At 67.5% G+C, this 23,068-nt stretch carries 17 protein-coding genes and 1 pseudogene; 13 read left to right on the top strand and 5 right to left on the bottom strand.

Going from position 1 to position 23,068, the window contains the following annotated elements:
- Position 1 precedes the first annotated feature (1 nt).
- From HMPREF9058_RS05285 to HMPREF9058_RS05250, 8 genes are all read left to right on the top strand, one after another.
- Positions 2-1,018, top strand: coding sequence for a YafY family protein (locus HMPREF9058_RS05285; RefSeq protein WP_043537653.1), 1,017 nt, complete (start codon positions 2-4; stop codon positions 1,016-1,018).
- A 111-nt stretch (positions 1,019-1,129) separates the two neighbouring features.
- Positions 1,130-1,390, top strand: coding sequence for a Sec-independent protein translocase subunit TatA (tatA, locus tag HMPREF9058_RS05280; protein ID WP_009405957.1), 261 nt, complete (start codon positions 1,130-1,132; stop codon positions 1,388-1,390).
- 45 nt (positions 1,391-1,435) lie between these two features.
- Positions 1,436-2,257 (top strand): twin-arginine translocase subunit TatC, encoded by an 822-nt coding sequence (gene tatC, locus HMPREF9058_RS05275; protein ID WP_009747369.1) that lies wholly within the window; start codon positions 1,436-1,438, stop codon positions 2,255-2,257.
- A gap of 48 nt (positions 2,258-2,305) precedes the next feature.
- On the top strand, positions 2,306-3,277 hold the full coding sequence (locus tag HMPREF9058_RS05270) for a diacylglycerol kinase family protein (protein ID WP_009747252.1): 972 nt from the start codon (positions 2,306-2,308) through the stop codon (positions 3,275-3,277).
- 21 nt (positions 3,278-3,298) lie between these two features.
- Positions 3,299-6,259, top strand: a complete 2,961-nt coding sequence (locus HMPREF9058_RS05265; protein WP_009405623.1) for an RNA helicase — start codon at positions 3,299-3,301, stop codon at positions 6,257-6,259.
- Between the two features lie 58 nt (positions 6,260-6,317).
- Positions 6,318-7,235, top strand: a complete 918-nt coding sequence (locus tag HMPREF9058_RS05260) for a DUF808 domain-containing protein (protein WP_009406308.1) — start codon at positions 6,318-6,320, stop codon at positions 7,233-7,235.
- Between the two features lie 58 nt (positions 7,236-7,293).
- Complete coding sequence (gene lnt / locus HMPREF9058_RS05255) at positions 7,294-8,898, top strand: apolipoprotein N-acyltransferase (protein ID WP_009405415.1); 1,605 nt, start codon at positions 7,294-7,296, stop codon at positions 8,896-8,898.
- Positions 8,899-8,934: 36 nt separating this feature from the next.
- A complete protein-coding gene (locus HMPREF9058_RS05250) occupies positions 8,935-9,774 on the top strand; it encodes a polyprenol monophosphomannose synthase (protein ID WP_009406341.1) in 840 nt (279 codons plus the stop codon).
- A gap of 6 nt (positions 9,775-9,780) precedes the next feature.
- Here HMPREF9058_RS05250 and HMPREF9058_RS05245 read toward each other — a convergent pair whose 3' ends face one another.
- Entirely contained in the window at positions 9,781-10,140 is a 360-nt protein-coding gene (locus HMPREF9058_RS05245; RefSeq protein WP_004564902.1) for an RNA polymerase-binding protein RbpA, read from the bottom strand.
- Between the two features lie 223 nt (positions 10,141-10,363).
- On the opposite strand from HMPREF9058_RS05245, the gene HMPREF9058_RS05240 reads away from it, so the two are divergent.
- Positions 10,364-11,485 carry a 6-phosphofructokinase gene (locus tag HMPREF9058_RS05240; RefSeq protein ID WP_009406111.1) on the top strand — a complete coding sequence of 374 codons (1,122 nt, stop codon included), beginning with the start codon at positions 10,364-10,366 and terminating at the stop codon, positions 11,483-11,485.
- 32 nt (positions 11,486-11,517) lie between these two features.
- Here HMPREF9058_RS05240 and HMPREF9058_RS05235 read toward each other — a convergent pair whose 3' ends face one another.
- Entirely contained in the window at positions 11,518-12,801 is a 1,284-nt protein-coding gene (locus tag HMPREF9058_RS05235; RefSeq protein WP_009747479.1) for a GNAT family N-acetyltransferase, read from the bottom strand.
- Entirely contained in the window at positions 12,788-15,196 is a 2,409-nt protein-coding gene (locus HMPREF9058_RS05230) for an excinuclease ABC subunit UvrA (protein WP_009405991.1), read from the bottom strand. The genes HMPREF9058_RS05235 and HMPREF9058_RS05230 overlap by 14 nt, the downstream gene beginning before the upstream one ends.
- Positions 15,197-15,497: 301 nt before the next feature.
- Between HMPREF9058_RS05230 and HMPREF9058_RS05225 the strand changes: the two genes are divergently transcribed.
- From HMPREF9058_RS05225 to HMPREF9058_RS05210, 4 genes and pseudogenes are all read left to right on the top strand, one after another.
- Positions 15,498-16,610 (top strand): ABC transporter permease, encoded by a 1,113-nt coding sequence (locus HMPREF9058_RS05225; protein ID WP_009406417.1) that lies wholly within the window; start codon positions 15,498-15,500, stop codon positions 16,608-16,610.
- Positions 16,607-17,356 (top strand): ABC transporter ATP-binding protein, encoded by a 750-nt coding sequence (locus tag HMPREF9058_RS05220; RefSeq protein ID WP_004564909.1) that lies wholly within the window; start codon positions 16,607-16,609, stop codon positions 17,354-17,356. Before HMPREF9058_RS05225 ends, HMPREF9058_RS05220 begins: the two co-directional genes overlap by 4 nt.
- A 44-nt stretch (positions 17,357-17,400) precedes the next feature.
- On the top strand, positions 17,401-18,024 hold the full coding sequence (locus HMPREF9058_RS05215) for an SGNH/GDSL hydrolase family protein (protein WP_009406589.1): 624 nt from the start codon (positions 17,401-17,403) through the stop codon (positions 18,022-18,024).
- A gap of 111 nt (positions 18,025-18,135) precedes the next feature.
- Positions 18,136-19,166 (top strand): annotated as a pseudogene (locus HMPREF9058_RS05210) (LacI family DNA-binding transcriptional regulator).
- A gap of 83 nt (positions 19,167-19,249) precedes the next feature.
- Here HMPREF9058_RS05210 and HMPREF9058_RS05205 read toward each other — a convergent pair.
- Together HMPREF9058_RS05205 and HMPREF9058_RS05200 are read right to left on the bottom strand one after the other, a co-directional pair.
- Positions 19,250-21,301, bottom strand: a complete 2,052-nt coding sequence (locus HMPREF9058_RS05205; RefSeq protein ID WP_175284694.1) for a sucrose-specific PTS transporter subunit IIBC — start codon at positions 21,299-21,301, stop codon at positions 19,250-19,252.
- A 231-nt stretch (positions 21,302-21,532) separates the two neighbouring features.
- On the bottom strand, positions 21,533-23,065 hold the full coding sequence (locus tag HMPREF9058_RS05200) for a glycoside hydrolase family 32 protein (protein WP_043537651.1): 1,533 nt from the start codon (positions 23,063-23,065) through the stop codon (positions 21,533-21,535).
- Positions 23,066-23,068 lie beyond the last annotated feature (3 nt).

The raw sequence follows: 23,068 nt of genomic DNA, 5'->3' as shown, positions 1-23,068 counted from the left end.
GATGGCTCGCGTATCCGCCTCCGACCAGCTCACGCGACTGCTGGCGCTGCCCGCCTGGGTTGCGGAGCACCCCGGCGTGACCGTCGCGGAGGCCGCCGAGCACTTCGGCGTCACCCGGGCCGTCATTGAGCGCGACGTCAACACGCTGTGGGTCTCCGGCTTGCCCGGCGGCATGCACGGGGACCTTGTGGACTTCGACGCCGCGGACTTCGAGGCCGGGCGCCTGCGCCTGTCCGAGCCGCTGGGGCTGGACCGCCCGGTTCGGCTCACCCGGCAAGAGGCGATCTCTCTGCTCATGGCGCTCAGGGTGCTCGCCGACCTCCTGGCCGACGACGAGGCCTCCGCACCCGTCATCGCCTCCACCCAGCAGGCGGTGACCGCCCTGCTCAGCTCTAGTGCCTCCTCCGAGGACTCCGACGCGCGCGCCGATCCGGAAACCGTCACCACCACCGGCCCAGGGCCCGCACACGCAGGACGTTCCAGCCGTACGTCCCGGATCCTGGCCGTTGTGCGCTCCGCTCTACAGGACAGACGGCGCCTCCACCTGGTCTATGTCTCCGCCACCGACACCCCTTCGGAGCGAGACGTCGATCCCATCACCCTGGAAAGTGATGGATCACATATGACGCTGGTGGGCTGGTGCCTCAGTGCCCAGGCCGAGCGCAGCTTCCGCCTGGACCGGATCACCTCGGCTGAGGCGCTCGACGCCCCGTCCGTGCGGCATCGCGCCTCACGCAGGACGAAGCAGCCCGCGGCCGATCACTATGCGGGCAACAAACCTCGCGCCACGCTGGTTCTCCAACCGACGGGCCGTTGGCTCGCCGAGCAGGTCCCGTGCCTCTCCCAGGAGGAGACCGGGGACGACAACCTTAGGGTGGTCGTTGAGGGACGCGATCGCTCCTGGCTCATCGGCCTGGTCCTCTCAGCGGGTCGCCATCTCGTGGCGGTGGAGCCCCCGGAGCTCGCCCAAGAGGCGGCAGCAGCAGCTAAACAGGCTCTGACCTCATACGACTGCTGAGCCTTGTCCCGTCCGCCTTGGGGAGAACCGTCAGGACCCTCGTTCTGAGGCTACCGCCAGGGAGGCTACACTCAGCCCGTATCGATAGCCCCTACCACAAGGAGCAGCGCCGTGAACCTCTTTAAGCCGTCGCACATCATCTTCCTGCTCATCGTCGTCATCCTGCTGTTCGGCTACAAGAAGCTGCCTGACATCGCCCGCAGCGTGGGCCAGTCCATGAAGGTCTTCAAGAAGGAGGTCAAGGAGCTGCGCGACGACGACTCCAAGGACTCCCAGGCTCAGATTCAGCAGCCGCAGGAAGGCACCTACTACACCGAGCCCACCCAGTCCGGCCAGACCGCTCAGAGCGCCGAGGGCTCATCCCAGAAGTGATGTCATCCGGCCAGAGCCGGTGACCTGCAGATGAAGGAGGCCGCGGTGCCCAAGCTCCCTCAGATCAAGCGATCGAGGCGCAGGGACAACCCCGAGGCGCGCATGTCCATCGGGGACCACCTGCGCGAGCTGCGCCAGCGTCTCTTCGTCTCCGCCGCGGGCGTCATGGTGATGACGGTCGTCGGTTACCTGGTCTACGAGCGGGCCTTCGCCCTCATTACCCGGCCCATCGAGCAGGCCAATGCCAAGGGCGCGCACCTCACTCTCAACTTCGACACGATCCTGGCCTCCTTCGACATGAAGCTCGAGGTGTCGATCTGGCTGGGAGTTCTGCTGTCCTCACCGTTGTGGATGTACGAGTTCTGGGCCTTCGTGGGACCGGGCATGACCCGCAAGGAGAAGGCATACACCTGGGCCTACGGCACGGCCGGGCTGTTCCTCTTCCTCGCCGGCGCCGGCCTGGGGATCTGGGTGATGCCGCACGCGGTCTCCATCCTCACCAGCTTCATCCCTGACGGCCCCACTGCCGGAGTGATCGGGGCGAATCTCTACCTGTCCTTCGTCATGAGGCTGGTCCTCGTCTTCGGGATCGCCTTCCTCCTGCCCGAGCTCCTCGTCGCCCTCAACATGCTCGGGCTCATGCAGGGAAAGACCATGCTCAAGGGCTGGCGCTGGGCCATCATGGGCATCGTCACCTTTATGGCCATTGCCAACCCGCTGCCGGATCCATGGTCGATGGTCTTCATGTCCGTTCCCATTGCCGGCCTGTACTTCCTGGCCTGCTTCATCTCCATCAGGCATGACAAACGGGTGGAGAAGAAGCGTGCTGAGCTCGATGCCGAGCTCGAGGCCGCCCTGGCCGAGTAGTCAGGTGCATCACCCGGCCCCTGCTGACCTGTCGCACCCGTTGCCTCGATGCGTATCGCTCTGCTCTCCAACCCCTCCTCGGGTCGAGGCCGTCATGCGGCCGCCGACGACGTCGCCCGCCGGATCCTGACCGATGCCGGCCACGAGGTCCTTCACGTCCGTGGCAGCTCCTACGAGCAGGCGCGTGACGCAGGACGGGCCCTCCTGGGGGACGGGCCGCATCGGAATGTTGAGGCACTGGTGGTCGTCGGCGGGGACGGCATGGTCCACCTGGGGGTGGATATCGTCGCCACGACGGGTGTGCCCCTGGGCATCGTGGCCACCGGCACCGGTAACGACATCGCCCGGCACTTCGGTCTGCCCAGCAGGGATGTAGCGGCCTCCGCCCGCCTCATCAACCAGGCGCTGTCCGGGAAGGGCGCCATCACGGCGGTGGACGCGATCTACGCCTCCCGCCCCGACGGCACTCTGCTCGCCCCGCAGCGTCGCTGGTCCCTGGCCGTGGTCAGCGCCGGGGTGGACGCCGCCGTCAACGCCCGCGCCAACACCCTCTCCTGGCCGGCCGGCGAAGGACGTTACGTGCGCGCCTTCACCGCCGAGCTCGCGACGCTGGCGCCTTACGGTTACCGGGTCACCACCGACGAAGGCACCTGGGAGGGGCCGGCGCTTCTGCTGGCGGTGGCCAACACCCGTTACGTCGGCGGCGGCATGGACCTGGCGCCCCAGGCCGACCCCACTGACGGCCTGCTGGAGGTGCTGCGCCTGGATCCCGTGGGCCGCACCCACCTGCTCACCCTCTTCCGCCGGCTCTTCCGCGGCACGCACCTGACCGACCCGGCCGTCCACGTGGAGCGCAGCCGCACCGTCACCATTGAGTCGCTCACTGAGCGAACCGGCCGTGATTGGGGCCTACGCCCGCCTCCTCACCCCTTCGCCGACGGCGAGCCGCTGGCCGAGCTGCCCCTGCGCCTCGAGGCCGTCCCCGACGCCGTCGGGCTGCTCCTACCGGCTCCGGGCTGATCGGGCCCGTAGGGTGTTGCCATGAGCTCACCAGCCGAGCGCTATGCCGCATCTCGACGTCGACAGGCCGCCTCCAGCAGTGAGCTCGCCCGCTTCGCCCAGGGCTACGACTTCCCCCTCGATCCCTTCCAGGAGGAGGCATGCGGCGCCGTCGAGCGGGGAGAGGGCGTGCTGGTCGCCGCTCCGACGGGCGCCGGCAAGACAGTGGTGGGGGAGTTCGCCGTGCACCTGGGCCTGGCCCGGGGGCTCAAGACCTTCTACACCACCCCCATCAAGGCCCTGAGCAACCAGAAGTACCTGGATCTCGTGGCCCGCCACGGTCAGGAACGGGTGGGGCTGCTGACCGGTGACACCTCCGTCAACCCTCACGCGGACGTGGTGGTCATGACGACCGAGGTGCTGCGCAACATGCTCTACTCGGGCTCGCGTGACCTGGATCGGTTGGGCTTCGTGGTCATGGACGAGGTCCACTATCTGGCCGACCGCTTTCGCGGGCCGGTGTGGGAGGAGGTCATCATCCACCTGCCCACTGAGGTCCAGGTGATCTCCCTGTCCGCCACGGTCTCCAACGCCGAGGAGTTCGGCGACTGGCTCGGCCAGGTTCGTGGCAGGACCGCCGTCGTCGTCTCCGAGGAGCGCCCCGTCCCGCTGACTCAGCACATGATGGTCGGACGCCGGCTGCTGCCGTTGTACTCCCACCCCGCAGAGGCACCTGAGCAGTCCGACCGGCTCGACCAGTCCGAGCAGACCGACCTGGAGCGGCAGGCGGAGCGGACGGGGCAGCCCCCGCTCAACCCTGAGCTGCTCAAGGCCGTCAAGCAGGCCCGGCGTGCCGCTGCCTCCGGTGGCGCCTCCAAGAATGGCTACCGCGGCCGCGGCGGAGGCTCGGCTCGAGGGACACAGCCCTGGAAGCGTTCCGCACGGGGCGGACGGGCTCCTCGCCGTGGCGAGGGGGGAGCCCGCACAGCCAGGTTGAAGCCGCCGTCGCGACTGCAGGTCGTCACGGCCCTGGAGGGGACGCGCCTGCTGCCCGCGATCGTCTTCGTCTTCTCTCGGGCGGGCTGCGAGCAGGCCGTCCACCAGGTGGTCAGCGCCGGGGTGGACCTGACTACCGATGCCGAGGCGGCCCGAATCCGGGAGGTCATTGAGCGGCGCACGGCTGACATCCCCTCCGGCGACCTGGGGGTCCTCGGCTTCCACTTCTGGGCCCACGCCCTGGAGCGCGGCGTCGCGGCCCACCACGCGGGGCTGCTGCCGGTGTTCAAGGAGACAGTGGAGGAGCTCTTCAGCGCGGGCCTGGTCAAGGTCGTCTACGCCACCGAGACCCTGGCGCTGGGGATCAACATGCCCGCCCGCACCGTGGTCCTGGAGTCGCTGCGCAAGTGGAACGGCTCGGCCCACGTCACCCTCAGCCCGGGGGAGTACACCCAGCTGACGGGGCGGGCCGGGCGACGTGGCATCGATGTGGAGGGCCACGCCGTCGTGCTGGCGGCTGACGATGTCGAGCCGGCCACGGTCTCCTCGCTGGCCTCCCGGCGCACCTACCCGCTGGTCTCCGCTTTCCGTCCGACCTACAACATGGCTGTCAACCTGCTTGAGCGCATGCCGCGGATGCGGGTGCGCGAGGTGCTCGAGCAGTCCTTCGCCCAGTTCCAGGCCGACCGTGGCGTCGTGGAGCTGGCTGCTCAGGCTCGCCGCAAGCGCCGCAGCCTGGAGGGCCTGGAGAAGGACATGACGTGCCGTCTGGGTGACTTCCGCGAGTACGCCTCCCTGCGCCAGGCCATCGCCGACGCCGAGGCGGACCTGTCGCGGGACAAGTCCGCGGCGCGCCGCAGCGAGACGGGGCGGACCATGAGCTCACTGGGACGCGGTGACGTCATCGTCTTCCGCAAGGGGCGACGCCGCCGCCACGGCATCGTCCTTCAAGTCGGTGCCGACCGGACCGGGACCCCCACCATCACGGTGCTGGGGGAGGATGGGCGAGTCGTCGCCCTGACCCCGGACACGGCACCGGACGGGGTGATGCGCGTGGGCGCGCTGCGGGTGGCGGACTCGGTGGACCCGCACCGGCCCCGGGACCGGGACCGGCTCGTTCAGCGTCTGATCGACGCACTGCGCGCCGGGGACCTGGAAGAGGGCGCTAAGCGCACGCGCACCCGCTCCAGCCGCGCGCAGGCCCGCCGAGACAGTGCGATCGAGAACCTTGAGCGCCTGCGCCACGAGATGCGCTCCCACCCCTGCCATGGCTGCCCCGACCGGGAGGAGCACGCCCGGGTGGGCCGCAAGTGGTCCAGGGCCAAGGCCGAGGCCGAGCGCCTTCAACGGCGTATCGAGACCCGCACCGGCACCATCGCCCGCCTCTTCGACGCCGTCTGCGAGGTGCTGCTCGAGCTGGGCTATCTGCACCCCGTGGACCGGGGCCACCCGGAGCGCGAGCTGCGGGTCACCGGCGCTGGCAAGGTGCTGGCCCGGATCTACGCCGAGCGGGACCTGCTCATCGCCGAGTGCCTGCGCACGGGAGTCTTCGAGGACCTCAGCGCCGCGGAGCTGGCCGGGGCACTGAGCGCCTGCGTCTATGAGCCGCGACTGAGCGCACAGTCGATCGGGCTGCCCGTGGCGCCCGGGACCAGGCTCGGCCAGTGCCTGCGCGCACAGCTGGGGGTCTCGCACCGGCTCCACGACCTGGAGTCCCTGGCCCGCATCGAGGCCTCCTCGGGCGCGGAGCCGGCACTGGCCGGGGCCGTCCAGGCCTGGTGCGATGGCGCTCAGCTGGCGGACATCCTGGACGCCACAGAGCTGACGGCTGGGGACTTCGTGCGCTGGTGCAAGCAGCTGCTCGACGTCGTCGGGCAGATCGCGAGCCTCTCACCACCACCGGATGCCAGCCCCGAGCAGGCCAGGGCGGTCACTGACCTGTCGATGCGCGCCGCCGAGGCCTCCCTGGATCTCAATAGGGGAGTGGTGAGCTGGTCGGCCGTGTGACGCGGCGGCTAGTACTCTCGTTCCAGCCGATACTCCGGACGACAGGACTCTTGCCCCCATGTCAGGCTTCTTCGCCCTTCTCGACGACATCGCCACGCTCGCCAAGCTGACGCTGTCCACCGTTGACGACACGGCCTCCATGGCCGTCAAGACATCGGCGAAGGTCTCGGCGGCCGCCGTCGACGACGTCGCCACGACCCCCCAGTACGTCACCGGCATCACCCCGGACCGGGAGCTGCCGATCATCAAGAAGATCACGCTGGGCTCGCTGCGCAACAAGCTCCTCATCATCCTGCCGATCGGCCTGCTGCTGACGGCCGTGGCTCCGTGGCTCCTGCCGGTGGCGCTCGTCATCGGTGGCGCCTACCTGTGCTTCGAGGGCGGGGAGAAGATCCTGGAGCGCTTCGGCGGCGCTGCTCACGCCGAGGTGGAGTCCGGCTCCGTCGACGAGGCCCAGATCGTCCGTCAGGCCATCACCACGGACTTCGTCCTGTCCACCGAGATCATGCTGCTGGCCCTGGCCGAGGTGGAGGGGGAGTCCTCCATGAGGCGCATCATCGTGCTGGTCCTCATTGCCCTGCTCATCACCTTCGCCGTCTACGGCCTGGTGGCGGCCCTCATCAAGCTCGACGACACCGGCGCGCACCTGGCCGGACAGGGCCGCACCGGCGCCATCCGGTCCCTGGGCCGTGCAATCGTGACGTCTGCGCCGGCCCTCTTCCGCGGCATCGGGATCATCGGGACCGTGGCAATGCTGTGGGTGGGCGGCCACATCCTGGCGGCCAACCTCGCCAAGGTCGGTTTCCACCCGCTGCACCACGCCATCGAGTGGGCCGAGGAGCTCACCCACAACCCGGTCCTGTCCTGGATCACCGGAACAGCCATGTCCTGCCTCATCGGAGCCGTCATCGGCACCCTGCTGGCCCTGGCCTGGCAGCCCGTGCATCACGCACTGGCCCGCCGTCACAAAGGTTAACCATCAACATACCCGTATGCTTCACCGCGTGACAGTGCCCTCTCGTTTGCCCTCCCGGATGCTCTCTCGGTCCCCCGGCTGGCTTCGTCGATCAGCCCCGGCGGCGGTGGCGCTGCTGGCGGGCCTGGCCACCTACGCCGCCTTCCCCCCGGTGAACCTGTGGTGGTCGGCCCTGATCGGGGTCGGGGCCTTCATGCTCCTCATCCGCGGCCGCCGCTTCTGGGCGGGCACCGGTCTGGGACTGCTCTACGGCTTCGGCCTGTTCACTCCTCTGCTGCACTTCACGATGGTGGGCATGGGCAACCCGATCGGCTGGATCGCGCTGACGCTCTTCGAGTCCCTCTACCTGGCCGTACTCGGCGGGGCCTGGTCCCTGGTGAGCCGTCTGCCACTGCTCCAGGGGACTGCCGGGCAAAGTCGGTTCACCCGGCGTGTGCCGGCCGGTGCGGCCGGCGTGCTCTTCTTCGCCCTGCTGTGGTCCGGGATCGAGGAGCTGCGCTCAGTGTGGCCGCTGGGCGGCTTCCCCTTCGGGCGCCTGGCCTTCGCCATGGCGGATGCTTCCGTCCTGCCGGCGGCGGCCTATGTCGGTAGCGCCGGGGTGGGCCTGCTGGTGGCGCTGGCGGCCGCATGCCTCGCTCACGCGGCTCGATCCGTCTACGAGCGCCGCGCCATGCCGGTCCTCGCCTGCGCAGCAATCGCAGCGGCTGTGCTCGTTGCGCCGCGGACGCTGCCACTGGAGACGCGCGCTGAGAACGGCACCGTCCGGGTCGGAGCCGTGCAGGGCAATGTGGCCACCGACTTCGAGGACGCCTTCAACCGGGCCCTGGAGGTGACCGGTAACCACGCCAAGGCGACCAAGCAGCTGGCCGCCGACGTCGGCCCCGGCAGCCTCGACATGGTCATCTGGCCGGAGAACTCCGCTGACCTGGACCCTCGCGACTACCCGGCCTCGGCGACCATCGTCGATGAGGCCGCCCAGGCGGTCCAGGCGCCGGTGCTCGTGGGCGCAGTTCCTGTCGTCGACGACATCCGCTACAACGACGTCCTCGTCTGGAATCCCGGAGACGTCTCTGGCAAGACGGCTCATCCTTACTACCGCAAGCACCGGCCCGTGCCCTTCGCGGAGTACATCCCCTCCCGCTCCCTGGTACGGCGTCTGACCACCCAGGTCGACCGGGTCGGTATCGACATGCTGCCCGGCACCGGCCCCAGCACGCTGGCGGTTCCGGCCGTCACCCAGGGCCGGGACGTCACCTTCGCCATGGGCATCTGCTTCGAGGTCGCCTACGACGACGCCCTGCGCACCGGTATCAAACAGGGAGGGCAGGCGATCATCATCCCGACGAACAACGCCTCCTTCCTCGACTCCGGTGAGGCCGCCCAGCAGCTCGCTCAGGGCCGTGTCCAGGCCGTGGTCCACGGCCGCAGCGTCATCCAGGCCTCCACCGTCGGCTACACCGCGATCATCAATCCCCGCGGTGAGGTCGAGCAGGTCACCCGGCCCTACACTCAGGCGAGCCTCGTGGCAGATGTTCCGCTGCGCAGCTCGCAGACCGTCGCCGACCGGCTCGGTGCCGCCCCCGGCATCGTCCTCCTCGCCGGTGCAGGCGCACTGGTGGGAGCCGGTATCCTGAGCCACGTGCGCCCAAGGCGCAGCCACTAGCCTCGGCGCCACACGACCCCAACCTTGGAGACAGAAGTGAAGGCACTCGTCGTCATCCCCACCTACAACGAGATCGAGTCCCTGCCCACGGCACTGGACCGGGTCCGCGAGCACGCTCCTGAGGCCGACATTCTCGTCGTCGACGATGGTTCTCCCGACGGCACCGGCGACTACGCCGACACCCGCGCGGACGAGGACTCCCACATCCATGTCCTGCACCGCTCGGAGAAGAACGGGCTGGGCCCGGCCTACCTCGCCGGGTTCTCCTGGGCACTGGCCGCCGGCTACGAGCTCATCGTGGAGATGGATGCCGACGGCTCCCACCGCGCCGAGGACCTGGCCCTGCTCATTCAGCGCGCTGAGATGGCCGACGAGCCGGACCTCGTCATCGGCTCACGGTGGGTCTCCGGCGGCGCCACCGAGGGCTGGGACGCCAAGCGCGTGGCGCTGTCCAAGGCCGGGAACCTCTACATCAACGCCATGCTGGGGCTGCGCGTCAAGGACGCCACCGCGGGCTTCCGGGTCTTCCGCGCCTCGATCCTGCGCCGCATGGACCTCGGGAAGGTCGAGGCTCTCGGCTACGGGTTCCAGGTCAACATGACCAAGCTGGTTGACGAGATCGGCGGACGCATCGTGGAGATGCCGATCACCTTCTTGGAGCGGGAGGCCGGGCAGTCCAAGCTCTCGGGGGGTATCTTCACCGAGGAGCTGTCCCTGGTGACCCGCTGGGGTGTGGCCAAGCGCTCCGGCCAGCTGCTCGATGCGGCCAAGGTCGCCGGGAGCAGGCTGCGCGCTGCCCGCGACAAGCGCCGTCGGGCCGCCGCCGGTTACCAGCAGCAGCGTCCGACGAGCTCATCGCGGCAGAAGCGCTCCTGACGGCTTTCAGCCGCTGACCCGCTCGCGGTAGACCTCACCGCTGCGCAGCGCCTCGAGGCGCTCGTTGAGGAGAACCTCGAGCTCATCGACCTTGCGGCGCTCCAGGAGCATGTCCCAGTGGGTGCGCGGGGTCTTCTTGGGCTCGTCGGGCTCGGGCTCGTCCTCGCCGCGCCGGGCGGCGAGCTGGCCGCACTCTGGGCACTCCCAGGTGGGAGGCACCTCGGCCTCGGTGGACATCGGGATCTTGGTGACGTGCGCCATCGGGCACTCGTAGCTGACGATCATCCGCTCGGCGAACTCGACGCCGTCCTCCGACTCCATCGACTTCGCGCCAATGGTCATGCCTCGCAGTGCGCGGTCTGCCATGCTTGTGGTCTCCTTGTGGCTCGTCTTTCGTCGTGTCCCGGTTCTGATGGGTTCCCACTGGGTTCCCCGGCATCGACGCGATCAGGGTAATGATGATACCGGTTGGCGTCTAACGCGGTGTCGTCGATCCGTTTCAGCGACCAGCCTGCCTCGCATCGCCGGAATCAGCGGAACCGGCGCCTACAGCCTGTGCGGACCAGCGGGGACCGGCATACTTGGCTTCATGGCTCAGCGCATCGGCATTCTCACGGCGGGCGGCGACGCCCCGGGACTCAACGCGGCGATCCGAGGCTTCGGAAAGGCGGCGATCCAGCAGCACGGCTGGGAGCTCGTCGGCTTCCGGGACGGCATGCGCGGCCTGGCCGAGAACCGCTTCACTGAGCTCGACCCCGCTGCCCTGTCCGGGATCCTCACTACCGGCGGAACCATGTTGGGAACCAGCCGGGACAAGGTGCATCGGATGATGGTGGACGGCGAGCCCCGGGACATGGTGCCCACCATCGTGGACAACTGTGAGAAGGACGGGATCGACGCCCTGGTCTGCCTCGGCGGGGGAGGGACCGCGAAGAACGCCAAACGCCTCATGGATGCTGGCCTGAACGTGATCCACCTGCCCAAGACCATCGACAACGACATCGTCCACACCGACTCCTCCTTCGGCTTCGCCACGGCTTTGGAGATCGCCACTCAGGCCGTGGACCGCTTGCACTCGACGGCGCACTCCCACCACCGCATCATCCTCACCGAGATCATGGGGCACCGGGCCGGCTGGCTGGCCCTGGGCGCCGGCATCGCAGGTGGAGCGGATGTCATTCTGCTGCCGGAGATTCCGTACTCGGTGGACGCGATCGCGGACAAGATCGAGCGGCGCCGCTCCCACGGGTCGTCCTTCTCCGTGGTGGCTGTGGCCGAGGGGGCGCTGTCCGTGACGGATCACGCCGAGCTGGAGCACGCCCGCGCCCTGGTCAAGGACGCCTCCAGCCCCGAGCGCAAGGCGATGGCCAAGCGGGGCGTCAAGCGTCTGGAGGCCTCTCACCGCGCCAACACCTTCACCCTGGCCGAGCAGTTGGAGAGCCTGACCGGGCTGGAGGCGCGCGTGTCCATCCTGGGATACGTCCAGCGCGGCGGCTCGCCCTGCGGAGCGGATCGTCTGTTGGGCACGCGCCTGGGCGTGGCCGGAGCCAACGCGATTGCGGAGGGCCACTTCGGAGTCATGGTCGCCGACCGCGGTCACGGCACGGAGCTGGTGCCGCTCAAGGAGGTGGCCGGACGTACCAAGTTCGTTCCGGCCAACCACGAGTGGATCCAGGCCGCTCGCGCCGTGGGGACCGCGCTGGGGGACTGACGGCCCCGCCCTGAGCGGCGAAGAGTCGGGCTTCAGCCGGCCAGGAGCGGCCCCGGAGTCCAGGCGATCTCTCCTGGGCCTACACCGGAGGGCGCGTCACCGGAGACGATGACGTCTGCGCGCCGCCAGGGTCGGTCCTTGGCGAAGAAGAGGCGCTCGCCGGCCATCCACCAGTGCCAGAAACGCACCGACTCCTCGGCGTCGCCGTTGACTCCCTCAGCGATGTCCCGCTTGATGCCGCGGCGCTCGGCCACGTCGTCGCCGGTCTGAACCCATACGTGCGCGTCAATGAGGCTGCGCGCTGCGGCCAGACCCGCCCCGGTCCCCTCGACGAGGACCAGGGGAGCGCCGGCTGGGATCCGGATGGAGCCCTCGCGGCCGTGCTCGCGCCACTTGTCCGGGACCAGGTCGAGGCTGCCGGCCCGACGCAGCTGAGTCAGGGTGTCGACGTACAGCTGGTCCCAGTCGTAGAGCGGCTCGTTCCAGATGAGGTCGTCCAGGTGGAAGGCTTGCGCGCCGGGAACGGCTGCGGCCAGCGCCGTGGTGAGCGTGGTCTTGCCCGATCCGCCCCTCCCGTCGACGGCGATGATCGCCGGCCGTCCCTGGGGCGTGCCGACAAGGCTCAGCAGGTGCGCCACAAGGTCATCGGTGGCGCTGACCTGCCACTGGGTGACGGCGGGTTCCTCGGGCTGGAGCTGGATGGACTGGTCGGCATCGACCCGCCGGTGGCTGTCGGCGGGCTTGATCTGGTCACAGCACATGGTGGGTCCTTTCAGGCAACGGCTCATGAGGGTCAGGTCGAGGATCTGACCATGTTTCTCGCCGGCCTGCGGGACAGTGCCGACAGTGGTGAAACCATAGCGCTCGTGCAGGCGCACCGAGGTGGCGTTACCCGCCTCGATGAGAGCGATCATCGTGCGGTCCCCGGCCCGCCGTGAGGCCTCGATGAGGGCGGCGAGGAGCCTGGCACCAAGTCCCTTGCCTTGCGCCGCAGGGCTCAGGTAGATCGAGTCCTCCACGGTGCGGGCGTAGCCCTCGTAGGAGTGCCAGGGACCGGCCACCGCGAAGCCGACGACGTCCTGCGGCTCACCACTGACGTGAGCGACGAGAGCCGTTCCGCGCTGCACCATGGGCGCCAGCCAGGTTTCGGCTTCTCCATGACTCTGCCCGAGGCTGGTCCAGATGGCCAGGGACTCCCGCACGGCGGCGTTGCGGATTTGGCGGATCGCGGGGGAGTCCGCCATCGTTGCCGGACGGATTCGGTAGGGACGTGCCGCGTCGGCACGTCCATCATCCTGCGCCTCACTCGGGGGCATGGTCGTTGTCCTCCTCGACATACCGGGCAAGGTACTGCCCCGTCAGTGTGCTTCGCTCCGCCACCATCTGCGCCGGCGTTCCGGTGAACACGACCCGGCCGCCGTCATGGCCCGCTCCAGGGCCAAGATCGATGATCCAGTCGGCGTGAACCATCACGGCCTGGTGATGTTCAATGACGACGACGGTGCGGCCGCTATCCACGAGGCGATCCAGGAGCGTCAGCATGGCCTCGATGTCGGCCGGGTGCAGTCCGACGGTCGGCTCGTCGAGCACGATGACGGAGCCTTCCTGGCTCAGGTGGACGGCGAGCTTGAGCCGCTGACGCTCACCACCGGACAAGGTGGTCAGGGCCTGGCCGAGGTGGAGGTAGCCGAGCCCCACATCCTTCAACCGTGACAGGATCCTGGCTGCCGCGGGGAGACGAGCCTCGCCCTGGGAGAAGAAGGTGAGTGCCGCCTCGACGCTCATGTCCAGGACATCGGCGATGCTGAATCCAGCGAAGCGGTAGGCGAGCACCTCGTCCCTGAAACGCCGCCCGTCACAGGCCTGGCATCGGGACTCCACCGTCTCCATGAAGCCCAGCTGCGTCTCAATGATTCCCGTTCCGCCGCACACCGGGCAGGCCCCGTCGGAGTTTGCCGAGAAATGCGCGGGTTTCGCACCTTGATCCTTATTGGCTGTGGCGAAGGCCTTGCGAACAGGGTCGAGCAGCCCGGTATAGGTGGCGGGATTCGAGCGCCTGGAGCCTTTGATCGGTGCCTGGTCAATCGTCACCACGCCATCGATGGGGGAGAGGTGGCCGTGGATGAGGCTCGACTTGCCGGATCCGGCCACTCCAGTGATGACGCTGAGAACTCCCAGGGGAATATCGACGTCGACGTCGTGAAGATTGTTCGTGCTGGCGCCGCGAATCTCGATTCTTCCCGTGGGGGAGCGGTGGCTGTTCTTGATTCGCATCCGGTCCGCCAGGTGGCGTCCGGTAAGAGTGCCGGAGCCGCGCAGATGCTCGACCGTTCCCTCGAAACAGATCCGGCCTCCTCGGGTTCCCGCTCCCGGCCCCATGTCCACCACGTGGTCGGCTATCGAAATGGTCTCGGGTTTGTGCTCGATGACGAGCGCGGTGTTTCCTTTGTCCCTCAGTGACAGCAGCAGCTCATTCATCTGGTGGAGGTCATGCGGGTGCAGGCCGATGCTGGGCTCATCGAAGACGTAGGTGACATCGGTGAGGGCCGAGCCCAGGTGGCGCACGAGCTTGGTGCGCTGAGCCTCACCGCCCGAGAGCGTGGAGGCCGGGCGGTCCAGTGACAGATAGCCCAGCCCGATGAGCGCGAAGGCGTCCAGCATGTCCTTCAGATTATCCAGCAGGGGAGCGGCACCGGTCAGAATCCCTTGAAGACGAGTGATCCACTGCGCCAGATCCGAGATCTGCATGGCGCAGGCATCAGCAATGGATTTACCGTCGATCAAACAGGTACGGGCAGGTTCGGACAGGCGGGTTCCATGACACTGCGGGCAGGTTCCGAACACGACGGCCCATTCCACGAAGGAGCGGATATGAGGTTGCAGCGCCTGTGGTTCCTTGGACAGGATCGACCGCCGAATTCTGAGAACGAGCCCTTCGTAGGTCACATTGATGCCGCCGACCTTGATCTTCGTGGGCTCCTTGTAGAGCAGATCGTCTCTCTGTTGGGGCGTGAAGACGCCCACCGGGACATCTGCCGGAAAGAGACCGGATTCAGTGAAGCTGCGCACCTGCCAGCCGCCGGCCGCGTATCCGGGGACGGTGATGGCACCGTCATTCAGGGAGAGCGTCTCGTCGAGCACCTGGTTCAGATCGATGTCTGAGACCTGACCCGTGCCTTCGCATGCCGGGCACATCCCGCCCTGGACGGTGAATGTCTTGCGCTCGACGATCTTGCGGTTGCCGCGCTGCGTGGTGAGCGCACCACCACCGGTGACGGACGGGACGTTGAAGGCGAAGGCCTGAGGTGAGCCGATGTGTGGCACGCCGTGCGTCGAGTACAGGACCCTCAGGAGGGCTCCGACGTCGCTGACGGTACCGAGCGTTGAGCGCGGGTTGGATCCCATGCGTTCCTGGTCCACGACGATCGCCGGCGTCAGTCCTTCCAGACGGTCGACGTCGGGACGTGCGCCGGTGTCCATGAACCCCTGGACGAAAGCCGGGTAGGTCTCATTGACCAGACGGCGCGACTCGGCGGCGATCGTGGCGAAGACGAGCGAGCTCTTGCCCGAGCCTGACACGCCAGTGAAGACCGTCAGCCTGCGCTTAGGGATGACGACGTCGATACCGCGCAGGTTGTTCTCACGAGCCCCGACGACGCGAATGACGTCATGCGCATCGGCGGGGTTGTTTCCAGCAGCCCTTCCAGTCACACGCACAATTGTGCCGGACTGAGGGACGTCGCCGCCGACCGGATGTCCCGGACCCGATGCCGCGCACAGCGCTCCTGAGAACAAGCCCCACTCGCCGAACGCCGATAATGCACATTATGTCATTCTCGCAGGAGCGACACTCTCCCGCGACACGCGGCAGGAACTGGACGGCGTCCTGCCTGGTCGCCACCCCTCAGGTGAGCGCTACCCCTGAACCCTCGACCTCGCGAACCTCTCGCGGCGTGTAGCCTTCACGGAGTGCGCCAGCCGGCCCGCTGTCGACTATCCCTCAGGGAGCCCCATGTTCCTCGCGCTGCGCGAGATCCGCCACGAACCCGTGCGCTTCACGCTCATCATCTCCGTCATCACCCTGGTGGCCTACCTCACATTTTTCTTGGCCTCCTTGGCTGTGGGCCTCGCCCACCGTTACCGCGCCGGCATCGACGGCTGGAACACCGCCAGCGTCGCCGTCACGGACGCCTCCAACGAGAACCTCTCCGCCTCCCGTCTGAGCGACAAGCAGCTGGGAGCGGCCACGGCCCTGGCCAAGGACAACGGCACCACGGCCTCCGCCCTGATGAGCACGGCCGCTGTTGCCCAGGCACCAGACGTCAAGGACGAGGACGGTGAGGCGCTGCGTGAGGACGTCTTCGCCTTCGGAATCGATCTGGACGGACAGCTCAGTCCGCCTGTGGCCGACGGGCGGGCGATCTCCACCCCCGATAGCGAGGTCCTCGTCGACGACTCGCTGAAGACCAAGGGACTCGCGGTTGGTGACACGCTCCGGCTGCTGGGCTCTGACCACGACTGGACCGTCGTCGGGTTCACCCATGACACCACCTTCCAGGCGGCTCCCGTGGTGACCATGGACAGCCGGGCCTTGCGCCAGCACGGCCCCACAAGCCTGTCCCCCGCCGTCTCCGCCGTCGTCTTCACCTCCGACCTGACCGCCGACAGCAAGGCCACGCAGTCCGCCAAGGACGCAGGACTGACGATCCTGACCACCGAGGAGCTTGTTCGCACGCTCCCCGGCTACTCGGCCCAGGTCCTCACCTTCAGCCTCATGATCGGCTCACTTATCATCATCGCCTCCACGGTTCTGGGCATCTTCATCTACGTGCTGACGCTGCAGAAGAGACCGGTCCTGGGCATCCTCAAAGCCCGCGGCGTCCCCACCGGCTACCTCATCCGCTCCGGATGCGCCCAGACCCTCGTGCTGTCGGTAGCCGGCATCGGCATCGGCCTGCTTCTGACGATGGCGACGTCCCTGGTCCTCCCCCGCGCCGTGCCCTTCAGAATCTCCGCCGTCCTGGACCTGCTCATCGTCACGGCATTCATCGCCATCTCCGTCATCGGAGGCTTCATCTCCGTCCGGGTCATCTCCCGCATCGATCCCGTGGAGGCCATCTCATGACCGCATCAGCAGCAGCAAGTGGAGCGGCAACCCCGGTCATGTCCCTGGAGACGGTGACCCGCGACTACCGTCAGGGCGATGAGACCGTTCACGCCCTGCGCAGCACGGACCTCACGCTGCGCGCTGGCGAGCTGGTGGGGATCCTGGGGCCCTCAGGCTCCGGGAAGTCCACGCTCCTGACCATCATGGGCGGCCTGCGCACTCCCTCGAGTGGCACCGTGACGATCTCCGGTCAGCCCTTCTCCAGCCTGCCGGAGAAGCAGCGGGCCAGGCTCCGACTTCGGCGCATCGGCTTCGTCCTCCAGGCCTCGGGGCTGGTTCCCTTCCTCAGGCTCAACGACCAGTTCAGCCTGCACGACCGAGCGGCACGAACGCAGGGCGACACCGACCGACGGGACCATCTGCTGGACTCACTCGGCATCACGAAGCGCGCCCACGCCTACCCCTCGGAGCTCTCCGGGGGCGAGCGTCAGCGCGCCGCCATCGCGGTGGCGCTCTACCACGACCCGGACATCATCCTGGCCGATGAGCCCACGGCCTCCCTGGACACCCGACGGGCTCAGGATGTCGCTCATCTGCTTGCGGACCAGACCCACGAGCTGGGCAAGGCCACGGTGATGGTCACTCATGACGAGCGGCTGCTTCCCGTATGCGATCGGGTCCTGGCGATGCACGACGGTGTCCTGACCGAACAGGACGCACCCAAGGACAGCGAGGGCCAGAGCGGTTCACGCGATGACCGCTGAGCAGCGCTGGCTCCTCCCGGCATGGAGAACTACAGTCGGTAGCCGTGTCCACGATCCCGCACTCCGACCACTTCCCCACTGCTGTCTTCCTCGGTGACTCCATCACCACCGGTTGGCGAGCCCTGAGCCATCCTCGTAATCGCTGGACCTCGCTCGTGTGTGAGCATCAGCGGTGGCGGGAAGTGAACCTGGCGGCGGACGGCCTGGGCTTCTTCGCACGACGTGGGGGCCACCTGCCCGGCGGGCAACGCTCACCGTCGTGCCGTGACACCACCTGGCTGGAGGCGGTCCTGCGTTGCGAGCCCGACGTCGTCACGATCAGCCTGGGCCTGAACGACGCCGCCTTCCTCCCCTCTCAGCGTGAGCTGGTCGAGCAGGCGATCGACCATGACCTCAGCTTCATCTCCACACGCCTGCGGGGCGCGCCGGTCATCATCGCCCCCTACTTCCCCTCCCTGGAGGTCGGTCCGCGTTTCCAGGCCATCCGCCGTCTCGTGCACGAGAAGGCCACGTCCCTGGGTCTGACCTCGACCGATGCCTTGAGCACGGCCATCAACGGTGACGAGGACCGCCTGGCCATCGACCAGATCCACCCCGACGACGCCGGACACGCCCGGATGGCTCGCGCCATGATCTCCTTCTACGCCGAAATCCTGCCCGGCTCGTAACACTTCCACTCACGTTTACGCAGGTCAGTTGGGTAATGGCCCCCTCGAGGCATATGCTTGGCAGCAGATCGCACTCACCGTGACCGACTGAAGGAGCTCGAGGACCCACTCGTGGAGTCACACCGCGAACCCACACTGGCCGATGTCGCCCAGGCTGCAGGCGTCTCGCTGACGACAGTCTCCCGCGTACTCAACAACCGCGGCTACCTCTCCCAAGAGACACGGGAGCGGGTGGCTGAGGCGATCGCTCAGCTCAACTACCGCCCCAATCAGATCGCCCGAGCACTGCACGGCAAGTCGACGCATTCAATCGGGCTGATCGTCCCCACCGTTGCCCTGCCTTTCTTCGGCGAGCTGACCGAGCATGTCGAGGACTTCCTCGCAGAGCGCGGCTACCGGACCTTCGTCTGCAACTCGATGGGCAAGGCGGATCGGGAGCGCGAGTACCTCGACCTGCTCGTCTCCCACCGGGTCGATGGCATCATCTCCAGCGCCCACAATGACGGTCTTGCCGACTACAGCTCGATTCACCTGCCCTTGGTCAGTGTGGATCGGGACCTCTCCCCCATCGTCCCCAATGTCCGCTGCGACAACGAGGCCGGCGGTCGGCTCGCCGCCGAGCACCTGCTCAAACGGGGGGCGCGTCGTCCGGCCCTGCTGACGTCTCGCACTGGAATCCACAACCTGAGGGAGAAGGGGTACCGCCAGGTGCTCCAGCAGGCGGGGATCGAGCCGGTGGTCTTGACCGTCGACTTCAACACCCCCAACAGTGAGCGCCCCCGTCTCATCCGCGAACGGCTCGACCTCGTGGTCGACGACATTGACGCGGTCTTCGCGACCGACGATCTGGCTGCCGCGCAGGTGATGGAGTGGGCTGCCGAGCGCGACCTGCGGATTCCGGACGACTTCAAGGTGATCGGCTTCGACGGGACGGTCGCCATGCGGCATGCCCTGCCGGCGCTGACCACGATCCAGCAACCCATCACCAAACTGGCACGGGCAGCAGTCGACCTGCTCCTGAAGCGGATCGACTCGGCCACCGCTGTCTCCGCGCAGAGCACGCAGTCGGGTGGTCCCGGGGTGGAGGACCTGCAGGCCCCTCCCCCATGCCGGTGAAGCTGCTGCCCGGCCGCACCGCCTAGTGATCCGTTGACGATGCTCGTGGGCCCCGACCTGGATGGTCGGGGCCCACGAGCATCCGAATCACGGACGATCCTTGACTGGATCAGGCTTTGGCCTGAGCGGCGTCGGCCTGAACATCCGTTGTGTCGGCACCGGGGTCATCGGCCTTGCGCACGACGTCGAAGAGCGCATCACCTCGGTGAATCGTTCCAGCACCGTGCTCCTCGATCCCCTCGTAGCCCTGGGCGTTGGAAACGACGATCGGGGTGACGGTCTGGTAGCCGGCGGCTCCGACGGCGGCCCAGTCGACGTCCACCAGCGGCATGCCCCGCAGAACCTTGTCGCCGGCCTTGACCTTGGGGCTGAAGTGCTTGCCCTCGAGCTGGACGGTGTCCATGCCAACGTGAATGAGCAGCTCGACTCCACTGGCGGATCGTAGGCCGTAGGCGTGACCGGTCGGGAAGGCCACGAGGACCTCGCCGTCGACCGGGGAGACGACCGGCCCCTCGGCGGGTGCAATGGCCATGCCCGGACCGAGCATGCCTGAGGCGAAGGTCTGGTCCTCCACCTCGGACAGCGGGATCGCACGTCCCTGGATCGGAGCGGTGACGGTGAAGTCCTCAGTGGCCTCAGCGGGCAGCTCGACGGTCTCGGCGTGCTCGGCCATGGCCTCGGCCTCCAGGGCGGCCTCATCGGCGTCGACGTCATCGCCGGCCAGGGAGGCCTTACCGCGGGTTGAGGCGTAGGCGTAGGCGGCGGCGAAGGCAATGATGATGGTGAACACCTCCACGGCGAGGTACTTGGGGATGTCCGTTGTCCGCATCGACACGAAGCCCACCATTCCCGCAGCCCCCAGGGAGTGCGTGCGCAGGTCGAGCAGGGACACCAGGATGCCTCCGATACCGGCTGCCCCCATTCCGATGAAGAAGGGCCAGCGCAGTCGGAGATTGACACCGAAGATGGCGGGCTCGGTGATACCGAAGAGCGCGGAAACACCACCGGCTCCTGCGAGCCCCTTCATCTTGGCGTCGCGGGTCTTGAGGAACACGGCCAGAGCCACGGCACCCTGAGCGACATTGGCCATGGAGGCGATCGGGAAGATGAAGGACCCACCGGTACTGGCCTTGTCAGCGATGAGCGGCAGCTCCACCGCCGGGAAGGACTGGTGAAGACCGGTGACCACGATCGGGGAGTAGACGATGCCGAAGAGGAAACCACCCACGGGACCTGCCGTGTTGTACAGCCAGTCCAGCCCGTCCGTGATCCAGATCGACAGCTCGCGGGTGAGCGGTCCGACGACGATGAAGGTGAGGAACCCGGTCACCAGCATGGTGAACAGCGGCGTCAGCAGGAAGTCAGCGGTCCCGGACAACCGCTTGTGAAGCCACTTCTCCACCACGGACAGGATCCACGCTACGCACAGCACCGGGATGACCATGGCCTGGTAGCCGATCTTGGCTACCTCCAGCCCGAACAGGGACCAGGTCGACGACTCCCCGGTGTACTCCCAGAACTTCGCCGCCGCCTCCGGGTCGGACATGCTGTAGGCGGACAACAACGATGTTGAGACCATGGCCGCGCCCATAGCAGCGCCGAGATAGACGTTGCCGCCGAAGCGCTTGGTCGCCGAGTAGCCCACGAGCACCGGCAGGAAGGCGAAGGCCGACGCCGAGATCATGTTGATGAGGGCCGCGTAGTCCTTGAGCCAGCCCCAGCGCTCCGTCAGCGCCTGGTCACCGAAGAGCCCCTCAGCGGTCAGGACGTTGTTGAGGGCCATCATGAGACCGCCGGCAATGAGGGCGGGAAGAATCGGAACGAAGATGTCCGCAATGGTCTTGATGAAGCGGGATAGCGGGTTGCCGCCCTTGGCGGCCTGCTCCTTTGCCTCGTCCTTGGAGACCTCCTTGACCCCTCCGGTTCGGATCATCTCGGAGAAGACTAGGTCGACGTCTCCGGGTCCGACGATGATCTGGAACATGCCACCCGCGATGAAAGTGCCCTTGAGGTCGGGATCCTTGTCGAGAGCCTTCTGGTCGACCTTGTCCATGTCATTGAGGACAAGACGCAGACGCGTTGCGCAGTGCGCTGCTGCGTTGATGTTGTCGGCGCCACCGACGTATGTCAGGACGTCCTTCGCCACGCGGGCGTGATCCATTGCCACCCGGAGGTTTCCTTTCTCGTGATGGGGCCGCAGCACCTGGGAGGGCGGGGAAACCCAGCGGTCGGGATCATCGCTGACTCCCTGCAGCCACACCTATGTCAATCGATCGTCACATTACAGTGAGTTAGAGCACCCTGCAACCGGAAGGAAGGGTCCTGATCTATTCCCCGCCTTCGCCCTGCTCAGGACCCCTTTCTCCCATAGTGGCGCGAGGCTGGGAAGGTCTCAGGACGATGCGAAAGTCCTCGTGCTGCCGGCCGTCAACGCAAGGTCCTCCGCGACCATCAGCCGTACTCCCGTGCTGCTGACGTCGACGAAGCTGCGCAGCGTGAGGACCAGCTCCCCGTCACCGACGACGACCTCGGTCAGCGAGCGGTCGTGAATGACCTCCAGCACTGGCGCACACCCTTCAGGAATCGTCACGCTGCGCACCGATCCGTGCTGGGTATAGCGGGAGGTGGAGCGGTCCACCCGCAGCACCTGCCCATCCAGGGTGATATCCACGTGCGAGTCATCCGATCCGATCCGCAGTCCCCACGGCCCTGTCGTCTGCTCGGCGTCCGCCTCCAGGCGCAGCTGCCAGCTGCGGTGCCCGCTGAGGTCATCGACCTCGTGGAGGCCCGCCTTCAGGCACTCACCCACGAGGGCCGGTTCCCCGGCGTCATACGGCAGTGAGGCGGCAGGACGCTGGATGAGTCGGCCCGCCTTGAGACTCAGCATCCGAGGCATGGTCAGGGCGTGGACCCACTGCCCGGTCTCGATGGAGGGTTGGTCGTCCTGTGCGGCGTTGCCCGCCCACCCGGTCAGCAGGACCGGCCCCGGCTCGGAGGGACGACGGGCGAAGACCTGAGGGGCGTAGAACTCGAAGCCCCGGTCAACCTCGTGGAAGACCCCGTCGGTGTCTCGCAGCTCAGTACCCATGAGGTGCCCCACCGTGTAGACGCAGGGGAAGATGTTCTCAAAGCCCTCCCGCTCGGGGGTGATGCCCTGTGGGCACCAGATGAGGACGTCCCAGTCCTCGCCGGTGTCCTCATCCTTCAGCCGCACTAGACCGGGGCACTCCCACATGTACCCGAAGGCATCGAAGGCGCCTCCCGCCCCGGGGAAGCTCAGTTCCCCCTCCAGCTCCCAGGAGACCAGGTCCCGGGAGCGGTACAGGACTGCGGCGCCGGTCTCATCGGCGCGCTGGACCCCGATGAGCATTCGGTACTCCCCCGGCCGGTCAGGATCCCGGAAGACCTGCGGGTCACGGTAGTGGGTCGTGTAGCCCTCGGCGTGGGTGGGGATGAGCGGATTACCCAGCCACTTGGCGAAGTCAGTCAGGTCGTCGCTGGTCACCAGGCACTGGCTGGCGGTGCGCTCATCGGTAACCGGGTCCTTGAGGTTCCCGGTGTAGAACAGCTGGAACGGAGCCCGAGCAGGGGCGGCATCGACCTCATGGCCCTCCAGCACGATCGCGTTACCGGAGTAGGCACCGCTGCGGTCGTAGGAGGAGTCCGGGATGATGGCGGGCGCGTGGTGGCGCCAGTGCAGCAGGTCAGTCGAGGAGGAGTGCCCCCAGTAGACCAGCTTGCGGTGAGGATGGAAGGGACTGAGCTGGTAGAAGGCGTGGTATGTATCGCCGTCGATGAGCAGTCCGTTGGGATCGTTGAGTCGGCCCACCGGCGGGACGACGTGGAAGCAGGGATAGTCCGGGTCATCGGCCGCTGCGGATGCGGCGATTGCATCCTGGGCCATGCGTTTGAGGTCCTCAGTCACGCA

This window comes from Actinomyces sp. oral taxon 175 str. F0384, from assembly GCF_000223355.1.
Classification (GTDB): domain Bacteria; phylum Actinomycetota; class Actinomycetes; order Actinomycetales; family Actinomycetaceae; genus Actinomyces; species Actinomyces oris.
This window is presented reverse-complemented; position numbering and strand designations above follow the sequence as displayed.

What these genes read in the sequence shown, in the direction of transcription:
- HMPREF9058_RS05285 (WP_043537653.1), top strand. Translation starts at nt 2, where the DNA reads ATGGCTCGCGTATCCGCCTCCGACCAGCTCACGCGACTGCTGGCGCTG.
- HMPREF9058_RS05270 (WP_009747252.1), top strand. Translation starts at nt 2,306, where the DNA reads ATGCGTATCGCTCTGCTCTCCAACCCCTCCTCGGGTCGAGGCCGTCAT.
- HMPREF9058_RS05265 (WP_009405623.1), top strand. Translation starts at nt 3,299, where the DNA reads ATGAGCTCACCAGCCGAGCGCTATGCCGCATCTCGACGTCGACAGGCC.
- HMPREF9058_RS05260 (WP_009406308.1), top strand. Translation starts at nt 6,318, where the DNA reads ATGTCAGGCTTCTTCGCCCTTCTCGACGACATCGCCACGCTCGCCAAG.
- lnt (WP_009405415.1), top strand. Translation starts at nt 7,294, where the DNA reads ATGCTCTCTCGGTCCCCCGGCTGGCTTCGTCGATCAGCCCCGGCGGCG.
- HMPREF9058_RS05245 (WP_004564902.1), bottom strand. Translation starts at nt 10,140, where the DNA reads ATGGCAGACCGCGCACTGCGAGGCATGACCATTGGCGCGAAGTCGATG.
- HMPREF9058_RS05240 (WP_009406111.1), top strand. Translation starts at nt 10,364, where the DNA reads ATGGCTCAGCGCATCGGCATTCTCACGGCGGGCGGCGACGCCCCGGGA.
- HMPREF9058_RS05235 (WP_009747479.1), bottom strand. Translation starts at nt 12,801, where the DNA reads ATGCCCCCGAGTGAGGCGCAGGATGATGGACGTGCCGACGCGGCACGT.
- HMPREF9058_RS05225 (WP_009406417.1), top strand. Translation starts at nt 15,498, where the DNA reads ATGTTCCTCGCGCTGCGCGAGATCCGCCACGAACCCGTGCGCTTCACG.
- HMPREF9058_RS05220 (WP_004564909.1), top strand. Translation starts at nt 16,607, where the DNA reads ATGACCGCATCAGCAGCAGCAAGTGGAGCGGCAACCCCGGTCATGTCC.
- HMPREF9058_RS05205 (WP_175284694.1), bottom strand. Translation starts at nt 21,301, where the DNA reads ATGGATCACGCCCGCGTGGCGAAGGACGTCCTGACATACGTCGGTGGC.